This window comes from Paraburkholderia tropica (assembly GCF_914484835.1).
GTDB lineage: Bacteria > Pseudomonadota > Gammaproteobacteria > Burkholderiales > Burkholderiaceae > Paraburkholderia > Paraburkholderia tropica_A.
Genome location: NZ_CAJZAR010000032.1, coordinates 167,226 through 182,254, shown reverse-complemented (window position 1 = coordinate 182,254; position 15,029 = coordinate 167,226). Strand labels below are relative to the sequence as shown.

Below are 15,029 nucleotides of genomic sequence, written 5' to 3'. Positions count from 1 at the left end.
GCTTCTGACCGGTATCTTTGTACACCTAACGAACAGGCGGGAGACGCGATGTCCGATCCATTTCAGTTCGAAGGCCGCGTGGCCGTCATCACCGGCGCGGCGAGCGGCTTTGGCCGCGCATTCGCGCAGCAGGCCGCCGCGCTAGGCATGAAGCTCGTGCTCGCCGATGTCGATGCCGCCACGCTCGACGCCGCCGTGCAGGCGATGCGCGAACAGGGCGCACAGGCGATCGGCGTGCGCACCGACGTGCGCGATCCGGCTCAGGTCGACGCGCTCGCGCAAGCCGCGCTCGACGCCTACGGCAAGGTCCATCTGCTGTTCAACAACGCGGGCGTGGGCACCGGCGGCTACCTCTGGGAAAGCAGCGCGAAGGACTGGGAGTGGGTGTTCGGCGTGAACGTGATGGGCGTGGCAAACGGCGTGCGCAGCTTCGCGCCCATCATGCTCAAGCAGGGCGAGCGCGCGCATATCGTCAATACGGCGTCGGTGGCGGGTCTGCTGTCGCCGCCCGCGATGGGCGTGTACAACGCGTCGAAGCACGCCGTGGTCTCGCTTACGGAAACGCTCTATCACGACCTCAAGAATGTGAGCGACGTGGTCAGCTGCTCGCTGCTGTGCCCGGCGTTCGTGCCGACCGGCATCGCCAACGCCGAGCGCAGCCGTCCCGACGATCTGCGCAACGACGAGCCGCCCACGCGCTCGCAACAGGCCGCCGATCTGCAATTGCAGCGCGCCGTGCGTTCGGGCCGCCTCACGCCCGACGATGTCGCGAAGGCGACCTTCGACGCGGTGCGCGACGCGCGCTTTTACATCCTCACGCATCCGGGCATACTCGCTTCGGTGAAGCTGCGCCACGAAGACATCGAAACGCTGCGCAATCCGACCGATCCGCTCTCGCTCAAGCCCGAGGTGAAGGCCGAGGCGAAAACCAGCGCTGCGTCCTGACGCGAATTCAGCCTGACGGTCCCGGTTGCGCAACGCGTTATCCGCCAACTTATCTCTTGCACGTACCGGGACCATGCCGCTGAACGCGAAGATCGCACTCGTCCTCGAAATGGTGGCCCGCGCGGGCCGCACGCCGTATCACGAACTCACGCCGCAGGACGCGCGCGCGTCCTACGAGAAAAGCGCGTCGGTGCTGGAGATCCCTGCTGCGCCGATGCATTCGGTCGACGATCTGCGTCTTCCCATGCGCGATGGTGAGACGATCCGCGCGCGGCTTTATCAACCAGTCGAACCGAACTGGGCGCAGCCGCTGCCCGCGCTGGTGTATTTCCACGGCGGCGGTTTCACCGTCGGCAGCGTCGATACGCACGACGCGCTGTGCCGCATGTTCGCGCGCGACGCGCACTGTGCGGTGCTCTCGGTCGATTACCGGCTCGCGCCCGAGCACAAGTTTCCGACCGCCGTTCACGACACTTTCGACGCCTACGCGTGGCTGCACGCGCACGCGGCCGAATACGGCATCGACGCCGCGCGCCTGGCTGTGGGCGGCGACAGCGCGGGCGGCACGCTCGCCGCCGTCTGCGCCGTGCTCGCGCGCGACGCGGGCCTCGCGCCCGTGCTGCAAATGCTGATCTATCCGGGCACGGGCGGCCATCAGGACACGGACTCGCACCGGCGTCTCGCCGACGGCTATCTGCTGACCGCGCCCACGATCCAGTGGTTCTTCAATCATTACGTGCGTGATGCGTCCGATCGCGACGACTGGCGATTCGCGCCGCTCGACGGCACGAAAGGTCCTCAAGGCGCGCTGGATTTTCGCGGCCTCGCGCCCGCGTGGATCGCGGTGGCGGAATTCGATCCGCTCGTCGACGAGGGCGTGGCCTATGCGGAGAAACTGCGTGCGGCGGGTAACGCCGTCACGCTGGCGCGCTACGATGGCATGATCCACGAGTTCTTCAAGATGGGCGCCTACGTGGACGACGCGCGGCGCGCGCATGCCGAAGCCGCGCAAGCGTTGCGCGCGGCGTTCGGTGAGGAAGGGTAAAGCGGCGGTTTAGCGCGCCGCGTCGATGATGTAAGTCTCGCGGCGCTCGAACGCGCCGGGACGCACGATGCGGTGCGAACCATCGTCGTCGCTGCGTTCGAGCGCTTCGACGTCCAGGCGCGTGCCGTCCACGCGCACGCGCAGCGCCGTCGTGCCGCGCGTGCCGTATTCGGGCGTTTCGATGAAGGCCGCCGACAGCGCGCGTTCGCGTTCGAGCGGAATGCCGGTCGCGGGCAAGTCGGCGTCGGGCGCCACGCGCGGGTCGCGCATCATCTCGATCAGACGTTCGAGCGGCACGTCCGCGCCTTCGCGCGCACGTTGCGTGAATTGCGCGAGTTCCGCGCGTTTGTGCACGAGCTTCGGCCACGGCGTATCGAGCACCGCGTTGGAAATGCCGTGCGTGCCTTCGGGCAGCAGGGCGGGCGCGCGGTCGGCGCGATTGCAGTACCAGGCCAGCTCGCCGCGCGTCCAGTCGCCGACGATCAGATTGAAGCCGTTGTAGAGCGCGCCGTCGCGCGCGACTTCGTCGAGATAGCCGAGCGCGGTGTCGGGCAATGTCCCGGTCGCCGCCGACGAACCCATCAGCCAGCGAGAAACCAGCGTGCCGCGCGTGGGCGCGTCGGGGCGCATGTCGCGCGGCGCGCGATAGTTGGTGAGCGCGGCGAAGCGTCCGCCGCGCGTCATGCCGAGCCACGTGCCGCCGCCGACCAGATCGCGGCCCGCGAGCACGCCGGGCGCGTCGTCCCACCATTGCAGCGGCGCGGCGGTGCGGCGCAGGAACTCGTCGCGGTTCGCGGCGAGCGTGAAGCGCGCGCCTTCGGTCGCATGCGGGCGCCAGTCGAACACGATCAGGCACATGGCGCGCGGCCTCCGTCATGGAGACCGCACGCGGCGCGCAGCCGCGTTTCAACCGGCGCGCACGCCGTCACTGCGAGCGGCGGCAACGCGTCAGACCTCGGTGGGCAGCGCGTAGGGCAGCGGCAGGAAGCGCAGCGCGGGGCCGTCGGCGGCGCCCAGATGCACGCTGCCCGCTTCGAGCGCCGCGAGCTTGATCTCGGCGAGCAGGTCGACGCCGCCTTCGGGCGCGGCCGCCGCGTTCACGATCATGCCGCAGGGCTGGCCCGGATCGTCGGCATGGAACAGCTCGACGCCCGGACGCGCGGCGTCCAGACCGGCCGCGACGCTCGCGAGCGCCGTGCGGCGCTTGATGGTGCCGCGATACTGGCTGCGCGCGACCACTTCCTGGCCCGGATAGCAGCCCTTCTTGAAGTTCACGCCGCCGAGCACGTCGTAGTTGATCATCTGCGGCACGAACTGCTCGCTCACCGCCTGGGTGACGCGCGGCTCGCCCGCGCGGATGTCGAGCCAGTCCCAGAGCGCGGGCGTGACGCGCGCGATCTGGCCGTCGAGCGCGGCGAGCTTCGCTTCGACCGCGTCTTTCGGACCGACCAGCAGATAGCGCAGACGGCCGGCCGCGTCGGGCAGGCGGATCAGCGAGCCGGCGGTGTCGTCGACCTTCACGTGCACGCCGTCGGGCAGCGCGTCGAACACGCCCGAGAGCGCGCCGCGCACGTCGCCGGCAAAGCCGACCACGAGCAGCTTGTCGCTGTCGTCGACGAGCTTCGCCTTGGCGCGCAGCACGAACATCGACAGGCGTTTTTGCACGGCGGCCTGCACGTCCTTCGAGATCAGCAGACGGACGGTCTCGCCGGTTTTCCAGACGAGGAACGACGCGAGCAGGCGGCCCTTGGCCGAGCAGTAACCGGCGAGGCGCGCGCCCGCGACGTCCAGATGCTGGATGTCGTTGGTGAGCTGGCTGTGCAGAAAACTGGCGGCGTCGTCGCCGTTGGCGTCGATCACGCCGAACTGCGGCAGGATCGCGTAGGCGCCGCCCTTGAGCGCGGCGTCGAAGTCGGCGGCCGTCGGTGTGGGCAATGCCGCTGGCAAATCAGCCTGCGTGGCGGGCGTGGAGGAAAGCGGAGCAGCGGGAGCGAGCGGGGAGTTCATGGATTCGGGGAACAGTCAATCCTGACTTTAGCGAGGGCAAGCAGTTATTATATGAGGTCCCCCTGAGTCATGTTTCCATGTCCCTCCTGAAGAAATGCCTTGCCGCCGGCGTCGCGTGCGCCGTGCTGGGCGCAGCCGCCGCAGGCGGTGTCTGGTACTGGGCCACCACGCCCGTCGCACTTGCGGTCCAGCAGCTCGACGTCACCATCAAGCCGCACAGCACCGTGCGCAGTGTTACCGCCCAGTTGCGCCACGGCGGCGTGCCGGTCCAGCCCCAGTTGTTCGTGCTGATGACCCGCGCGCTCGGGCTGCAAAGCCATCTCAAGTCCGGCAACTACGAATTCAAGGCGGGCGTCACGCCCTACGAAGTGCTGCAGAAAATGGCGCTCGGCGACGTCAACGAATATGTCGCGACCATCATCGAAGGCTGGACCTTCAAGCGCATGCGCGACGAGCTCGACGCCAATCCGGCGCTGCGCCACGACACGGCGGGCATGAACGACGCCCAGCTTCTGACGGCGATCGGCGCGCCCGAGGCGCCCGAGGGCAGCGGCGAGGGCCTGTTCTTCCCCGACACCTATCTGTTCGACAAGGGTTCGAGCGATCTGGACGTCTACCGCCGCGCCTACAAGCTGATGCAGACGCATCTGAACGAGGCGTGGGCCGCGCGCGCGCCCGGCCTGCCGCTGAAGTCGCCTTACGAGGCGCTCACGCTCGCCTCGCTGGTGGAGAAGGAAACCGGCAAGGCCGGCGACCGTCCGCTGGTGGCCGCCGTGTTCACGAACCGCCTGAAAGTGGGCATGCCGCTGCAGACCGATCCGGCGGTGATCTACGGGATGGGCGCGGGCTATCTGGGGCGTCTGCACAAGCGCGATCTCCAGACCGACACTCTTTACAATACCTACCTGCGCCCAGGGCTGCCGCCGACGCCGATCGCGTTGCCCGGCGTCGCGGCATTGCAAGCGGCGCTCAATCCGGCGGCGACCGGCGCGCTGTATTTCGTGGCGCGCGGCGACGGCAGCAGCGTGTTTTCCGACAATCTCGTCGACCACAACAAGGCCGTCGACAAATATATCCGGGGTAACTAAATGGCGCGTGGCCGATTCATTACGTTCGAGGGCATCGACGGCGCGGGCAAGACCACGCATCTGGCCTGGTTTCGCGAGCAGCTCGAGCAGAAGCTCGCTGCCGGGGGCCGCACGGTCGTCATGACGCGCGAACCGGGCGGCACGCCGCTCGGCGAATCGCTGCGCGATCTCCTGCTGCACGAGCAGATGGACCTCGAAACCGAGGCGCTGCTGATGTTCGCGGCGCGCCGCGAGCACCTCGCGCGCGTGATCGAGCCGGCGCTTGCGCGCGGCGACTGGGTGCTGTCCGACCGCTTCACCGATGCGACCTTCGCCTATCAGGGCGGCGGGCGCGGCCTCCCGCGCGACAAGCTGGAAACGCTCGAACGCTGGGTGCAGGGCGGTTTTCAGCCCGATCTGACGATCCTGTTCGACATCGCGCCCGACACCGCCAGCGAGCGGCGCGGCGCGGCGCGCGAGCCGGACCGCTTCGAAAGCGAAACCGACGCGTTCTTCACGCGCACGCGCACCGAGTACCTGCGCCGCGCGGAAGAGGCGCCGTACCGTTTCGCGATCGTCGATTCCTCGCAGAGCATCGACGAGATTCGCACGAAGCTTGAGCAGATCATCGCAACGCTTTGATTGCAAAGCGTTATTTGGCGAAGTTATATGAACGGCGAAGTTCGTGCGATGTCTCGCGAACTATGCCTAACTGATTGATTTTAAATATGATCTATCCGTGGCAGAGCGGCGACTGGGAACGCCTTCAGCAGTTGCGCAGCCATTGGCCGCATGCGCTGCTGCTGCACGGCCAGGCCGGCATCGGCAAGCTCCAGTTCGCCCAGCATCTGGCGAAGGGACTGCTGTGCGAGTCGGCGCACGCCGACGGCCAGCCGTGCGGCGCCTGTCCGGCGTGCCACTGGTTCGAGCAGGGCAATCACCCCGATTACCGCGCGGTGGTGCCCGAGGCGCTCGCGAGCCTCGTCGGTCCCACGGGCGGCGACGACAGCGACGGCAAGCCGGAGAAAGCCGACAAGGGCGACGACGAAGGCAAGAAGGGCCGCGCGCCCAGCAAGGAAATCCGCATCGAGCAGGTGCGCGCGCTGCTCGACTTCACGGGCGTGGGCTCGCATCGCGGCGGGTTGCGCGTGGTCGTGCTGTATCCGGTCGAGGCGCTCAACGTGGCCGCCGCGAACGCGCTGCTGAAGACGCTCGAAGAACCGCCTTCGGGCGTGGTGTTCCTGATGGTGTCGGCGCGCATCGACCGCTTGCTGCCGACCATCATCAGCCGCTGCCGCCAGTGGCCGATGAGCACGCCCGCGCCCGCCGAGGCGCAGGCCTGGCTCGCGCAGCAGGGCGTGGACGATCCGGCCGGGCTGCTGGCCGAAGCCGGCGGCGCGCCGCTTGCGGCGCTGGCGCTCGCGAGCGACGAAAACCGCACGCTGCGCGACTGGACGCTCGCCCAGCTCGCCGCCGGTCCGGCCTGCGATCCGTTCGCCTGCGGCGAGACGCTGCAAAAGCTGCCGGTGCCGCTGGTGCTCGGCTGGCTCCAGCGCTGGGTCTACGATCTGCTGGCCGAACGCACGGCGGGCCGTCCGCGCTATTACCCGCAGTCGGCGGCCGCGCTCGGGCGCTGCGCCGCGAAGCTCGACGCCCCGGCGCTCGCGCGCTACATGAAGACCGTGACGCGCCAGCGCGCCATCGAAAACCATCCGCTCAACGCGCGGCTCGTGTTCGAGGAACTGTTTCTCGGCTATCGTGAAATGTTCGCCTGACGCGCTTTTGACGATGCGACGCGGTGCGCCCAGCGCGCCCCGCGCCTTGAGCCTCGCTCAGCCTTAACGAAATTCACCGCAGGACTAGTCCATGTTTGTCGATTCGCATTGCCACATCAACTTCGAGGGCCTCGCCGACCGGCTGCCGCAGGTGCTCGAGAACATGCGCGAGCAGGCCGTCACGCACGCGCTGTGCGTCTCGGTCGATCTGGAGACGCTGCCCTCGGTGCTCGACATCGCGAGCCGCTACGAGAACGTCTACGCGTCGGTGGGCGTGCATCCTGACCACGAGGACGTGCAGGAGCCTTCGGTCGCCGATCTCGTCGAACTGGCGAAACACCCGAAAGTGGTCGCGATCGGCGAAACGGGGCTCGATTACTTCCGTCTCGGCGAACGCACCATCGACGACATGGAATGGCAGCGCGAGCGCTTTCGCGTGCATATCCGCGCGGCGCACGCTACGGGCAAGCCGCTGATCGTGCACACGCGCGCCGCCTCCGAGGACACGCTGCGCATCATGGAAGAGGAGCGCGCGGGCGAGCCGGGCGGCGTGATGCACTGCTTCACGGAGCCCTGGGCGATCGCCGAGCGCGCCATCGCGCAGAACTTCTTCATTTCGCTGTCGGGCATCGTGACCTTCAAGAGCGCGACCGACGTGCAGGAGGTCGCGCGCCGCGTGCCGATCGAGCGCCTTTTGATCGAAACGGACTCGCCTTATCTTGCGCCAGTGCCATTTCGTGGCAAACCCAATGAACCTGCGTACGTCAGCCATGTCGGAAGATTCATTGCCCAGCAACGCGGATTGCCGGACGCCGAACTCGGCGCTGCCACCACGCAGAATTTTTTCCGGCTTTTCAAGATTCCGGCTTCGGCCTGAAACGCGGCCGCCACGGGCAATGCCGCTGAAAAAACGGCGTGTTATCAATCAGATATCGAATAACGTTAAGGCCTGACATGAACTCGAATTCGCAACTGTCCACCGTGAAATCCGCGCAAACCGTCCGGGGCGCCGCCGTGCGCCGCGTCGCCGCCGCGCTTGCTTTCGGCATGGGCGCCGCCGTGCTCGTCAGCGCGCCGGTCCACGCCGCGCCGATCGATTCGCTCGTGAAAGGCGTGAAGTTCGACGACGACAAGGGCGTCGCCAAGGACATCGCCAACGGCATGGACCCGAACGCTACCGACGCTCAGGGCATGCCGCTGCTCGTGCTGGCCGCGCGGGAAAAGTCGGACAAGGTCGCGGCGGTGCTGCTCGACAATCCGGCCATCAAGATCAACGCGCAGGACAAGGCGGGTGAGAACGCGCTCATGCTGGCCTCGCTGAACGGCGACGTCGATCTCGTGAAAATGCTCATCACCAAGGGCGCGGACGTCAACAAGCAGGGCTGGACCCCGCTGCACTACGCGGCCGCGAACGGCAACGACGAAGTCGCGAAGCTGCTGATCGGCTATTCGGCCGATGTGAACGCACCGTCGCCCAACGGCACCACGCCGCTCATGATGGCGGCGCGCGGCGACCACATGACCACCGCCAAGCTGCTGCTCGACCACGGCGCGAATCTGCAGGCCAAGAACCAGATCGGCATGAACGCGCTCGATTTCGCCAAGCAGTACAAGGCGCCGGACGCGATCAAGGACCTCTCGGCGCGCATGGGCCAGACGGCGCAGTAAGCGCGCCACCGCATGGGGGGCCGCCGCCACGCGGCCTCTGTTCTGCCCCCATGCATGGCTCCCGAGGGTGCGGCGCGAACCGGACCTGAGCGGCAGTCATGCAAAACAGTGCACAATAGCGAAATTGCCCCTTGCCGGCGGCGGCGCCTCAGGCGCGCACCGGCGGGCGGCTTGCGGCGCGGGGGCGCCGCACCACACGACGATTCAAGGAGAACCATGCTGCGGGCTCTGTTCTGCGCCGGCGCGCTCGTTTTGCCGCTCTCGGCTTTCGCATTCACCGCAAGCGACCTCAACCGCCTTTGCTCGAAGACCGACGTGGCCTCGCGCAGTGCGTGCGCGGCGTATATCGAAGGTGCCGCCGACGGCATCTTCAACACCATCGACGCGATCGGCGGCACGACCGGTCCGCGCGTCGGCCAATATTTCTGCCTGCCGGCGGATGCGCGTTCCTCGCAACTGACCGATGCCGTGCGCAAGTACATCGCCGACAACCCGAACATCGCGGGCTACAACGCCAGCACGGCGATTTCGCTTGGGCTCGGCAAGGCGTTTCCCTGCAAGACGGGTAACTGAGTGCGCCGCTGAGCGCAGACTCGCACCGTCCTGCCGCTTCATTTCGCATCCTGTGCGCCGTTGAACCAACGGCGCGATCATCAGTCGATTCTCCTGCGCGGCGGCATTTTTGCGCCGCCGCGTCTCGCGTAGCGGCCGCCCACGGCGGCGCGCACATTGGCTCGTTCAACACGTTCAGTACGTTCAGCACGGCCCGCAGCATCCGCGCAATCTTTAGCGCGTCTTTACACGCATTCGCGTAGCGTTACGCAGGGCGCGATCCCGGCATCGGCGTCACGTGTTTTCACGCGTTCTTCCGCGTTCCCACGCGCCGCCGCTTGCCGCCACTTGCCGTCAGCGCCGCCTTTGCCTCGCCACGCTTCGTCCGCGGGCCCGCCGCCCGTGCCGTTTCCACCAGGTCGCCACGCGTAGGAGGAACTGGCCACCGATGCCCACTCTCGACGACTTCTCCCGCCTGACCGACGCCCCGTTGCAAAACTGGCTCGGCACGCTGCTCGTCAGCGCGTTCGCGCTGGCCTTCGCCTTCGCGGTCCACTGGCTCGGCGCGCGCGTCGTGCGCCGCCTCGCGCGGCCGTATCCGCATGCGAGCGTATTCGTGCGCTACGTGCACCAGCCCGCGCGCGTGGTGCTCGGCGTGATCGCGCTCGAGTTCGTCTGGTGGCAGGCGCCGGACACGCTGCGCTTCATCGGCACCCTGCGCGAGTTGTGCGCCTTCGCGCTGATCGCCGCGATTACCTGGCTGTCGGTGCGCTGCGCGGCGGCCATCGGCGAGGCGATCGTGGCCGCGCATCCGCTCGATATCGCCGACAACCTGCAGGCGCGCCGCATCCACACGCAGGCGCGCGTGCTCGCGCGCACGGTGATGGTCGTGATCATCGTTTTCGGACTGGGCGCGGCGCTCATGACCTTCCCGAACGTGCGCCAGATCGGCGCGAGTCTGCTGGCCTCGGCGGGCGTCGCCGGACTGGTCGCCGGTATCGCGGCACGCCCCGTGCTGGGGAATCTGATTGCCGGCCTCCAGATCGCGATTTCGCAGCCGATCCGGCTCGACGATGTGGTCGTGATCCAGGGCGAGTGGGGGCGCATCGAGGAAATTACCGGCACGTATGTCTCGGTGCGCATCTGGGACCAGCGGCGGCTGATCGTGCCGCTGCAATGGTTCATCGAGAATCCGTTCACGAACTGGACGCGCAGCAGCTCGCAGATCATCGGCTCGGTGTTTCTGTGGCTCGACTACCGCATGCCGCTCGCGCCGCTGCGCGAGGAACTGGCACGCATCGTCGAGCGCGCGCCCGAATGGGACCGGCGCGTGCAGGTGCTGCAGGTGACCGATGCCAGCGAACGCGCGATGCAGTTGCGCGTGCTCGTGAGCTCGCAGGATTCGGGGCTGAACTGGGATTTGCGCTGCCGCGTGCGCGAAGGGCTGTTCGATTTCGTCAACGCGCACTATCCGCAGTTTTTGCCGCGCACGCGCGCGGAGGTGTCGGCGGAACTGGCGAGCCGCGAGGAGGCGCCGACGGGCGAGTTGCCGCCGTCTTCCGCGCGTCGCGCTGAGCCGGGATCGGCTCGATCGGGGCAAGCGGCTCAATCGGCTGAATCGGGCGCGCCCGCGGCGTCGAGCACGGCGGCCAACACCGAAGCCGATCCGGTCGCGGAAAGCGGCGCGCGCGCGGCGGAGGAGGCGGCGCAGTCGCGCTAGGGAAGCAACGAGGACAGAACGCAGCACAAGACGCGCACCAGCAACGCCGCGCGGCCTATAACTGAAGCTGAACAACGAGAAGACATCGCGATGCAGGCGATCCGAGGAGAAATAGCACGATGGCAAGACTGATAGTCGTCTCTAACCGCGTGGCGACGCCCACCGAAACGAAGGGTTCGGCGGGCGGCCTCGCCGTGGGCGTGTTCGGCGCGCTCAAGGACGCGGGCGGCGTGTGGTTCGGCTGGAGCGGCGACGTCGTGAGCGAAACGGTGGCGAACGCGGGCCCGACGCTCGATCAGGAAGGGCCGGTGACGTTCGCGACCGTCGGTCTCACGAAAAAGGATTACGACCAGTATTACCGGGGTTTCTCGAACGCCACGCTGTGGCCGGTGTTCCACTACCGCAACGACCTCGCGCGTTACGAGCGCGACGAATACGCGGGCTACCGGCGTGTGAACGCCTGGCTCGCGCACAAGCTCATCAAACTGATCGAGCCCGACGACATCATCTGGGTCCACGACTACCATCTGATTCCGTTCGCCGAGGCGCTGCGCTCGGAAGGCGTGCGCAACCGCATCGGCTTCTTCCTGCATATTCCGTTTCCGTCGCCGCAGGTCTTGCAGACGATTCCGCCGCACGAAGAACTCGTGAAGTCGCTGTGCTGCTACGACCTGCTCGGTTTTCAGACCCGCAACGACCAGCAGGCATTTCACGACTACATCGCGCGCGAGGCGCGCGGCACGGTGCACGAACGCGACGTGCAGAAAGAGCCGGGCAAGCCGAGTGAGCCGACTGAGGAAGAGGGCGACGTCGAAGCCTACGGCCGCAAGCTGCGCACGGGCGTGTATCGCATCGGCGTGTTTCCCGACGAGATCGCTGAGCAGGCCGCGCGCTACGAAAGCCGCCAGCACGTGCTCGACCTCAAGCAGAGCCTCGAAGGGCGCAAGCTCATCATGAGCGTGGACCGGCTCGATTATTCGAAGGGCCTCGTCGAGCGCTTTCACGCCTTCGAGCAACTGCTCGAACATTCGCCCGAGTGGCGCGGCAAGGTCACGCTCGTGCAGATCGCGCCGCCCACGCGCTCGGACGTCGCGAGCTACAAGGTGATCCGCGAGGAACTGGAGCGCGAGGCGGGGCGCATCAACGGCCGCTACTCGGGCCTCGATTACACGCCGATCCGCTATCTGAGCCAGCAGTACGACCGCTGGAAGCTGATGTCGCTGTTCCGCGAGTCGCAGGTGGGCTATGTGACGCCGTTGCACGACGGCATGAATCTCGTCGCGAAGGAATACGTGGCCGCGCAGAATCCCGAGGATCCGGGCGTGCTCGTGCTGTCGATTTTCGCGGGCGCGGCCGCCGAGCTTGCGGGCGCGCTGCTCGTCAATCCGCACGATGCGGCGGGCATGTCGGAGGCGCTCGAACGCGCGCTCTCGATGCCGCTCGACGAACGCAAGCAGCGCTATCACACCAACATGGAGGCGCTGCGCCGCAACGACCTCGGCGTGTGGCGCGACCGTTTCCTGAGCGATCTCGCGCGCGTGCCGTTGCCGCATCAGCGCTGAATGGGGATGCGTGTCGATGCGCGTCGAGTATCGATGCGCGTGCGATTGCGTATGATCCTGCGAGGATCTTCACGCCGACGCGCATCGATATCGACTCATGCTCACCACGCTTGCCATCGCCAACTACCGCTCGCTGCGCGAGCTCATCGTCCCGCTCGGTCCGCTCAACGTCATCACGGGGCCGAACGGCAGCGGCAAATCGAATCTCTATCGCGCCTTGCGCCTGCTCGCGCTGACCGCGCGCGGCGGCGTGATTCCGTCGCTGGCGCGCGAGGGCGGGCTGCAATCGACGCTCTGGGCCGGGCCCGAGCGCTTCTCGCGCGCGGTGAGTTCGGGCGAGCACGCGGTGCAGGGCACGGTGCGCAAGGACGCTGTGAGTCTCAAGCTCGGGTTCGCGGGCGAGACCTTCGGTTATGCGATCGATCTCGGCTTGCCGCCGCCGGCATCGACTTCGCAGTTCGCGCTCGATCCGGTGATCAAGCGCGAATGCATCTGGAGCGGGCCGATCCTGCGGCCCTCGGCCTTGCTGGTCGATCGTCAGGGGCCGATGATCCGCATCCGGGGCGAAGGCGGCGACGACTGGACCACGCTCGCCCAGCCCGTGGCGAGCTTCGACAGCATGATGACGGAGTTCGCCGACCCGCGCAGCGCGCCCGAGATGATCGCGGTGCGCGAGCAGATCCGCTCGTGGCGCTTCTACGATCATTTCCGCACCGACGTGCAGGCGGCCGCGCGCCAGGTGCAGATCGGCACGCATTCGCCGGTGCTGTCCGACGACGGCGCGAATCTCGCCGCGGCCCTGCAGACGATCCGCGAGATCGGCGACGGCGCGGCGCTCGATGCGGCGATCGGCGATGCGTTTCCGGGCGCGCGCGCGGAGATCGTCAATCACGAAGGGCGCTTCGAGGTGGCGCTGCGCCAGGAAGGGCTCTTGCGGCCTTTGCGCGGCGCGGAGTTGTCGGACGGCACGCTGCGCTATCTGCTGCTCGCGGCGGCGCTGCTGAGCCCGCGTCCGCCCGCGCTGCTGGTGCTCGACGAGCCCGAGACGAGCCTGCATCCCGATTTGCTGCCGTCGCTCGCGCGGCTGATCGCGCGGGCCTCGGCGCATTCGCAGGTGCTGGTGGTGTCGCATGCGGCGCGGCTCGTCGCCGCGCTGGAGCGCGAGGCGGGCAGCCAGTCCATCGTGCTGGAGCGCCGGCTCGGCGCCACCGCGCTCGCCGACGAGGACGCGCTCGACGTGCCCGCGTGGAAATGGCCGTCGCGCTAGCCGCAGTCGCGCGCGCGGACCATGCGAGAAAGCGAGGATGTATCCGCGTGTAAGTCTGTATAACAATTGAAAGTCTTGCGGCCCGGCCCGAGCGCTTCCCGAATAATGAAGGCTTGCGCGCCGCGCATGGGCGCATCGCATGGGGGATCGTGCGGACGAGCGGTTCTGTCCCCGCGTGTGGTGCGCGCGCAACCGCGGCGCCCGTGGACGAGGCGTGCGGTCCCATAATCGAACGATGCGCCGTCAACCGAGGTCAAGGTCGAGGTCGACGCCGACGTCGCTGGAGACACTCGCTGGAGAACCCGATGAGAATTGCGCAGATCGCCCCGCTGACCGAATCGGTCCCGCCCAAGCTCTATGGCGGCACGGAACGTGTCGTGTCGTATATCACCGAGGCGCTCGTCGATCTCGGCCACGACGTCACGCTGTTCGCCAGCGGCGACTCGGTTACGGGCGCGAAGCTCGAAGCCGTCTGGCCGCGCGCGCTGCGGCTCGATCCGAGCATCCGCGACCGGATCGCGCCGCACATGCTGCTGATGGAACTGGTGCGCCGCCAGGCCGACCAGTTCGACGTGCTGCACTTCCATATGGACTACTACTCGTTTTCGGTGTTCAAGCGCCAGGAAACGCCGTTCGTCACCACGCTGCACGGCCGTCTCGATCTGCCCGAGCAGCAGCCGGTGTTCGACACCTTCAACACCGCGCCGGTGATCTCGATCTCGAACGCGCAGCGCCAGCCGATTCCGCAGGCCAAATGGCTGCGCACGGTGTATCACGGGCTGCCCGAGAACCTCTACACGCCGCAGCCGGTCGAGCAGCGCTATCTGGCGTTCCTTGGCCGCATCTCGCCCGAAAAGCGCGTCGATACCGCGATTCGCATCGCCGGGCGCTGCGGCCTGCCGATCCGTATCGCCGCCAAGGTCGACGAGGCCGACCGCGAGTATTTCGAGCGCGATATCAAGCCGCTGCTCGCGCTGCCGCACGTCGAGTTCATCGGCGAAATCAACGACGGCCAGAAGGCCGAATTCCTCTCGGGCGCGCATGCGCTGCTGTTCCCGATCGACTGGCCGGAGCCGTTCGGTCTTGTGATGATCGAGGCGATGGCCTGCGGCACGCCGGTCATCGCCTTCAATCGCGGCGCGGTGCCGGAAGTGGTGGACGACGGCATCTCGGGTTTCATCGTCGAGGACGAAATCGGCGCGGTGGCCGCCGTGAACCGGCTGTCGCGCGTGCCGCGCGCGGGCGTGCGGCAACGCTTCGAGGAGCGCTTCACGTCGCGCCGCATGGCGCAGGAATACGTGGAGGCGTATCAGGCGGTGATTCGCGCGAACAAGCGCTCGCGCTTCAAGGTGATCGACACGTCGGCGACTTGAGGTTGAACCTTGAGGTCAAAAAAACCGGCGGCCTGTGCCGCCGGTTTT

Annotated in this window: 14 protein-coding genes; 12 read left to right on the top strand and 2 right to left on the bottom strand. The window is 67.4% G+C overall.

The window, feature by feature from the left end; genetic code table 11:
- Positions 1-48 precede the first annotated feature (48 nt).
- Together LDO54_RS06325 and LDO54_RS06320 are read left to right on the top strand one after the other, a co-directional pair.
- On the top strand, positions 49-945 hold the full coding sequence (locus LDO54_RS06325) for an SDR family oxidoreductase (RefSeq protein ID WP_224008135.1): 897 nt from the start codon (positions 49-51) through the stop codon (positions 943-945).
- 73 nt (positions 946-1,018) lie between these two features.
- Positions 1,019-1,990, top strand: coding sequence for an alpha/beta hydrolase (locus tag LDO54_RS06320; protein ID WP_224008133.1), 972 nt, complete (start codon positions 1,019-1,021; stop codon positions 1,988-1,990).
- A 9-nt stretch (positions 1,991-1,999) separates the two neighbouring features.
- Here LDO54_RS06320 and LDO54_RS06315 read toward each other — a convergent pair whose 3' ends face one another.
- A complete protein-coding gene (locus LDO54_RS06315; protein WP_224008130.1) occupies positions 2,000-2,848 on the bottom strand; it encodes an NRDE family protein in 849 nt (282 codons plus the stop codon).
- A gap of 90 nt (positions 2,849-2,938) precedes the next feature.
- Entirely contained in the window at positions 2,939-3,997 is a 1,059-nt protein-coding gene (gene ygfZ, locus LDO54_RS06310) for a CAF17-like 4Fe-4S cluster assembly/insertion protein YgfZ (protein ID WP_224008127.1), read from the bottom strand.
- Positions 3,998-4,074: 77 nt separating this feature from the next.
- On the opposite strand from ygfZ, the gene mltG reads away from it, so the two are divergent.
- The 10 genes from mltG to LDO54_RS06260 all read left to right on the top strand — a co-directional run bounded on the left by mltG (position 4,075) and on the right by LDO54_RS06260 (position 14,981).
- Positions 4,075-5,085: an endolytic transglycosylase MltG gene (gene mltG, locus LDO54_RS06305; RefSeq protein ID WP_224008124.1), complete on the top strand. Its 1,011-nt coding sequence runs from the start codon at positions 4,075-4,077 to the stop codon at positions 5,083-5,085.
- A complete protein-coding gene (tmk, locus tag LDO54_RS06300) occupies positions 5,086-5,706 on the top strand; it encodes a dTMP kinase (protein ID WP_224008122.1) in 621 nt (206 codons plus the stop codon).
- A gap of 86 nt (positions 5,707-5,792) precedes the next feature.
- A complete protein-coding gene (locus tag LDO54_RS06295) occupies positions 5,793-6,839 on the top strand; it encodes a DNA polymerase III subunit delta' (protein ID WP_224008119.1) in 1,047 nt (348 codons plus the stop codon).
- A gap of 91 nt (positions 6,840-6,930) precedes the next feature.
- The gene (locus tag LDO54_RS06290; RefSeq protein ID WP_224008116.1) at positions 6,931-7,716 is read left to right on the top strand and encodes a TatD family hydrolase; all 786 of its coding nucleotides are present in this window, start codon (positions 6,931-6,933) and stop codon (positions 7,714-7,716) included.
- Positions 7,717-7,793: 77 nt separating this feature from the next.
- A complete protein-coding gene (locus LDO54_RS06285) occupies positions 7,794-8,507 on the top strand; it encodes an ankyrin repeat domain-containing protein (RefSeq protein ID WP_224008113.1) in 714 nt (237 codons plus the stop codon).
- Positions 8,508-8,723: 216 nt separating this feature from the next.
- Positions 8,724-9,080, top strand: a complete 357-nt coding sequence (locus tag LDO54_RS06280) for a Rap1a/Tai family immunity protein (RefSeq protein WP_224008110.1) — start codon at positions 8,724-8,726, stop codon at positions 9,078-9,080.
- 427 nt (positions 9,081-9,507) lie between these two features.
- Positions 9,508-10,779 carry a mechanosensitive ion channel family protein gene (locus tag LDO54_RS06275; RefSeq protein WP_224008107.1) on the top strand — a complete coding sequence of 424 codons (1,272 nt, stop codon included), beginning with the start codon at positions 9,508-9,510 and terminating at the stop codon, positions 10,777-10,779.
- 119 nt (positions 10,780-10,898) lie between these two features.
- Entirely contained in the window at positions 10,899-12,341 is a 1,443-nt protein-coding gene (gene otsA, locus LDO54_RS06270; protein ID WP_224008103.1) for an alpha,alpha-trehalose-phosphate synthase (UDP-forming), read from the top strand.
- Between the two features lie 97 nt (positions 12,342-12,438).
- Positions 12,439-13,608: an AAA family ATPase gene (locus LDO54_RS06265; protein ID WP_224008100.1), complete on the top strand. Its 1,170-nt coding sequence runs from the start codon at positions 12,439-12,441 to the stop codon at positions 13,606-13,608.
- A gap of 305 nt (positions 13,609-13,913) precedes the next feature.
- Positions 13,914-14,981: a glycosyltransferase family 4 protein gene (locus tag LDO54_RS06260; protein ID WP_224008096.1), complete on the top strand. Its 1,068-nt coding sequence runs from the start codon at positions 13,914-13,916 to the stop codon at positions 14,979-14,981.
- Positions 14,982-15,029 lie beyond the last annotated feature (48 nt).

Excerpts from the sequence above, each read along its gene's own strand:
- LDO54_RS06260 (WP_224008096.1), top strand. The coding sequence starts at position 13,914 with ATGAGAATTGCGCAGATCGCCCCGCTGACCGAATCGGTCCCGCCCAAG.
- tmk (WP_224008122.1), top strand. The coding sequence starts at position 5,086 with ATGGCGCGTGGCCGATTCATTACGTTCGAGGGCATCGACGGCGCGGGC.
- otsA (WP_224008103.1), top strand. The coding sequence starts at position 10,899 with ATGGCAAGACTGATAGTCGTCTCTAACCGCGTGGCGACGCCCACCGAA.
- LDO54_RS06315 (WP_224008130.1), bottom strand. The coding sequence starts at position 2,848 with ATGTGCCTGATCGTGTTCGACTGGCGCCCGCATGCGACCGAAGGCGCG.
- LDO54_RS06290 (WP_224008116.1), top strand. The coding sequence starts at position 6,931 with ATGTTTGTCGATTCGCATTGCCACATCAACTTCGAGGGCCTCGCCGAC.
- LDO54_RS06275 (WP_224008107.1), top strand. The coding sequence starts at position 9,508 with ATGCCCACTCTCGACGACTTCTCCCGCCTGACCGACGCCCCGTTGCAA.
- LDO54_RS06295 (WP_224008119.1), top strand. The coding sequence starts at position 5,793 with ATGATCTATCCGTGGCAGAGCGGCGACTGGGAACGCCTTCAGCAGTTG.
- ygfZ (WP_224008127.1), bottom strand. The coding sequence starts at position 3,997 with ATGAACTCCCCGCTCGCTCCCGCTGCTCCGCTTTCCTCCACGCCCGCC.
- mltG (WP_224008124.1), top strand. The coding sequence starts at position 4,075 with ATGTCCCTCCTGAAGAAATGCCTTGCCGCCGGCGTCGCGTGCGCCGTG.
- LDO54_RS06285 (WP_224008113.1), top strand. The coding sequence starts at position 7,794 with ATGAACTCGAATTCGCAACTGTCCACCGTGAAATCCGCGCAAACCGTC.
- LDO54_RS06280 (WP_224008110.1), top strand. The coding sequence starts at position 8,724 with ATGCTGCGGGCTCTGTTCTGCGCCGGCGCGCTCGTTTTGCCGCTCTCG.
- LDO54_RS06265 (WP_224008100.1), top strand. The coding sequence starts at position 12,439 with ATGCTCACCACGCTTGCCATCGCCAACTACCGCTCGCTGCGCGAGCTC.
- LDO54_RS06325 (WP_224008135.1), top strand. The coding sequence starts at position 49 with ATGTCCGATCCATTTCAGTTCGAAGGCCGCGTGGCCGTCATCACCGGC.
- LDO54_RS06320 (WP_224008133.1), top strand. The coding sequence starts at position 1,019 with ATGCCGCTGAACGCGAAGATCGCACTCGTCCTCGAAATGGTGGCCCGC.